Annotated in this window: 3 protein-coding genes; all 3 read left to right on the top strand. The window is 73.4% G+C overall.

Features of this window, described 5'->3' with window-relative positions:
• Positions 1-1,863: amidohydrolase (locus GTQ99_RS20395; protein ID WP_205707912.1), on the top strand; the 1,863-nt coding region annotated here is incomplete at its 5' end.
• A gap of 212 nt (positions 1,864-2,075) precedes the next feature.
• The gene (locus GTQ99_RS20390) at positions 2,076-3,524 is read left to right on the top strand and encodes an amino acid permease (RefSeq protein ID WP_205707911.1); all 1,449 of its coding nucleotides are present in this window, start codon (positions 2,076-2,078) and stop codon (positions 3,522-3,524) included.
• A complete protein-coding gene (locus GTQ99_RS20385) occupies positions 3,521-4,300 on the top strand; it encodes an SDR family oxidoreductase (RefSeq protein WP_166617533.1) in 780 nt (259 codons plus the stop codon). Before GTQ99_RS20390 ends, GTQ99_RS20385 begins: the two co-directional genes overlap by 4 nt.
• Positions 4,301-4,304 lie beyond the last annotated feature (4 nt).

Raw genomic sequence — 4,304 nt, 5'->3', positions numbered from 1 at the left:
GGTCCGACCCGGCGCCTGCTGCTGGGCACCGCCGCCGCCACCGCCGCCGCCAGCAGCGTCGCGCTGGGCGCCGCCGCACCGGCCGGCGCCAGCCCGGGCCGTGGGCGCCGGCGCCCCGCCGCGGACACCGTCCTGCTCAACGGCCAGGTCGTCACCCTCGACCACTGCGGCACCATCGCCACCGCGCTCGCCGTGCGCGATGGCGCCATCGTCGACGTCGGTGACGACGCCGCGGTGCGCCGGTGGGTGGGTCGCCGCACCCGGATCATCGACCTGCAGGGGCGCACCGCGGTGCCCGGCATCAACGACTCGCACCTGCACCTGGTGCGCACCGGGCTGGCCATGCCGCCACGCACCATCGACGTCGGTGACGCGGTGGGTCGCTCCATCGCCGATGTGGCCGCAGCCGTGGCGGCGGCCGTCACCCAGGCCGCGCCGGGGGCGTGGATCCGCGGCAAGGGCTGGAACGAGGATCTCTTCACCGAGGGGCGCGCCCCCGTGCGCCAAGACCTCGACGCCGTGGCGCCGGACAACCCCGTCGTCCTGCTGGACTGGTCCAACCACCAGCTGTGGGTGAACTCCAAGGCTCTGCAACTGGCCGGTGTCACCGCCAGCACCCCGGTCCCCGCCGGTGGCGTGGTGGTCCTGGACGCCTCCGGGACCCCCACCGGGGTGCTGCGCGAGACGGCCATGGCGCTGGTGAACTCCAAGGTGCCCGCCTTCACCCGCGAGGAGCAGCGCGCCGCGATCGAGGACGCCGCCGCGGCGGTGGCCCGCCTGGGCATCACCAGCTGCACCGAGCCGGGCATCGGGGACCTGACCCGCTCCCTGTACGAGGAGATGGCCCGCGAGGCGAGCCTGCCGCTGCGGGTGACCGCCCTGCTCAGCCGGCCCGACGACACCTACCCGGTCAGCGCCGAGCAGGTGCGCGAGCTGCTGGCCGCCTACCGCCCCGCCGGCGACGACGTCGACCCGCGCCTGTTCGCCGTGCAGGGGGTGAAGCTGCGCGCCGACGGTGTGCCCATCGCCAGCCGCACCGCCTTCATGCGCGAGCCGTACGTCGGTGGCGGGCGCGGCAGCCTGGTGACCGTCGGCGCGGACGAGGCCGCCAAGATCGACGAGCTGGGCGCGATGGTGCGCCTGGTGCACCAGGCCGGTCACCAGGTGGGCACCCACGCCACCGGTGACGCCGCCATCGACGCGGTGGCCGCGGCCTACGCGGACGCGCTGCGCGAGGGCAGCGGGAGGAACCTGCGCCACTACGTCATCCACGGCGACTTCGCCCGACCCGAGACGCTGCAGCTGCTCGCCGAGCACCACCTGGCCGTCAACTTCAACCCGGCCATCAAGAGCTTGATCGCCGACACCCAGCCCGGCGTGGTCGGCGAGCAGCGCGCCGCGTACCAGGTGCCGCTGGCGACGGCGAAGAAGGCCGGTGTCGTGGTGGGGCTCTCCTCGGACTCCCCGAACGTCTCACCCGACTGGCGCCTGGGCATCCAGGGCGCCCTGCTGCGCCAGGGGGAGTCCGGCACCGTCTCCGGCCCCGAGCAGCGCATCGGCTTCCACGACGCGCTGCGCGCGTACACCCTCGCCGGCGCCTGGCAGGACCACGCCGAAAGCTGGAAGGGCTCGCTGGAGGTCGGCAAGGTCGCTGACGTGTGCGTCCTGGGTGAGCGGGTGCTCGACGACGACGGCGAGCTGCGCGTTCCGGTCGAGCAGTTCCACGAGGTGCCCATCGCGCTCACCCTGCTCGGCGGTGGCGTCGTCCACGACGCCGAGGAGCCGGCCGCGGCGGGGGTGGCAGCGCACCAGCTGTCCTGGGCGACGACCCCGTCGCCTCAGGCCGTGTGCTCCAGCTGCTGATCACCCCGCACCGTGAAGCGACCCGACAACCCGAGATCCGAGAGGTACACCATGCGCAGTGAGCACCCCTCCCGGCGGCGAGCCGGCACAGCGCTGCCCGGCACAGCGCTGCCCGGCACAGCGCTGCCCGGCACAGCGCTGCCCGGCACAGCGCTGCCCGGCACAGCGCTGCCCGGCACAGCGCTGATCAGCGCCCCGGCCGGGAGCCTGGCGTGAGCGGGGCCGAGCCGGCACCCTCGACGCTGGGCGCCAGCGGCGCGCTCACCCACACCGGCCTGCAGCGCAACCGCCTCGGTGTCCTGGGCGTCACCTTCTTCGTGGTCGCCGCGGTCGCGCCCATGGCCGCCGTCGTCGGTGGCTCACCCGTCGTCTTCGCCAGCATCGGCGCGGCGACTCCCGCCGTCTTCCTGCTGGCCGGTGCCCTCTTCGCGGTCTTCAGCGTCGGGTACGTGACCATGAGCCGGCGCATCAGCAACGCCGGCGGCTTCGTCACCTACGTCGCCTCAGGCCTCGGCACCCGCGCGGGCGCGGCCGCGGCCGGGGTGACGGTGCTCTTCTACATCGCCGTGCAGTGCGCGCTGTGGAGCCAGTACGGCGTCTTCGTCACCCAGTTGTTCGCCGAGCGCTTCGGATTGCCGGTACCCCGCGTGGTCCTGCTCCTGGCCTCGTTGCTGCTGGTCACCGCGCTGACCGCCCGCGGGGTGGACGTCAGCTTGAAGGTGCTCGGTGCCCTGCTGCTGCTGGAGGTGGCCACGTTCGTCGTGCTCGACGTCGGCATCCTGCTGCAAGGCGGAGGACCCTCGGGTGGCTCGCTGGCCGGTTTCACCCCCGACGCGGTGCTCGCGCCCGGCCTGGGAGTCGCCTTCTTGTTCTGCGTCTCATGCTTCACCGGCTTCGAGGCGACGGTCGTCTTCTCCGAGGAGGCGCGTGAACCACGACGCACCATCCCGCGCGCTGCGTACCTGTCCATCGGCTTCGTCGGTCTCTTCTACGCCTTCACCACCTGGTGCCTGTCCACCGCCAACGGCCTGGAGACGGTGCAGGCCGACGCCGGTGAGAAGCTGGCGTCGGGGACCTTCGTGCCCGACATCGCCGCCCGCTACCTCGGTCCCGGCTTCGCGACCGTCCTGGACTTCCTGGTCGTCACCAGCTTCCTGGCGATGCTCATCGGTTTCCACAACCTCTTCGCCCGTTACGTCTTCGCGCTGGGGCGCGCCGGTGCCATCCCCGCCGTCCTGGGGCGCACCAGTGCCCGCACCCGCACCCCGGTTCCCGCTGCGCTGGCCATCGGCGCCACCGAGCTGGTAGTCCTGGGCGGGTTCGAGATCGCCCGCGCCGACCCGATCGCCACCACGTACTTCTGGTTGCTGGCCCTGGGGACGGCCTCTCTGCTCGTGGTGCTGCTGACCACGTGCATCGCCATGCTGCTCTTCCTGTCGCGCAGCCGGGTGGAGGAGGGAGTGTGGCGGACCACGATCGCACCTGCGCTGTCCGCGGTCGGTTTCGTCGTCGTGCTCTACCTGGCGATCACCAACTACGCCCTGCTCGGCGGCGCCGGAGCCGGCGCGTGGCTGCTGCTGGGCATCCCGCTGCTCGCGGTCCTGGGGTGGTGGCGGGCCAGCGTGCGCCGCGACCTGAGCTTTTCCACGGACCTGTCGTGAGCATCATCGTCACCGGCGCCGGCACGGGCATCGGGGCCGCGGTCACCGCCCTCCTGCGCGAACGCGGCGAGCAGGTGCTCGCGTGCGGGCGCCGCCCCGGCCCGCTGCAGGAAGTGGCCGAGCGCACGGGGGCGCTGCCCCTGGCCGTGGACGTGGCCACCCCCGAGGGCGCCGAGGCAGCGGTCGCCACCGCCCTGGAGGAGTTCGGCGCGGTGGACGCGCTGGTCCTCAACGCGGGCATCGTGCGCGCCGGCACCGTGGACGCGCTGTCCCTGCACGAGTGGGACGAGACGCTGCGCATCAACCTGACCGCGCCGTTCCTGCTCGTGCGTGCAGGCCTGGAGTCCCTGGTGCGCGCCGGCGGCTCAGTGGTGGCGGTGGGATCTGTCGCCGGGTTGCGGGCCTCACCCGCCTACGTCGCCTACGGCGCCTCGAAGGCGGGTCTGCACATGCTGACGCAGAACCTGGCCGTCGACCTCGGCCCTCGCGGGGTGCGCGTGAACTGCGTCGCGCCGGGCTGGGTGCGCACCCAGATGGGCGATGCGGAGATGACCGAGTTCGGCGAACCCCTGGGGCTGGACCTCGATGCCTCCTACGCGCGCGTCACCGCGGCCGTCCCGCAGCGCCGCGCCGCGGCACCCTCGGAGGTCGCCTCCGTGATCGCCTGGCTGCTGACGCCAGCGGCCTCCTACGTGCACGGGGCGGTGATCCCCGTCGACGGCGGCACCGCCGTCGTCGACGCCGGCGCCCTGGCCTTCCTGCCCGGCGCTGGATGATGAT

It is taken from the genome of Kineococcus vitellinus, assembly GCF_009906315.1.
GTDB lineage: Bacteria > Actinomycetota > Actinomycetes > Actinomycetales > Kineococcaceae > Kineococcus > Kineococcus vitellinus.
This window is presented reverse-complemented; position numbering and strand designations above follow the sequence as displayed.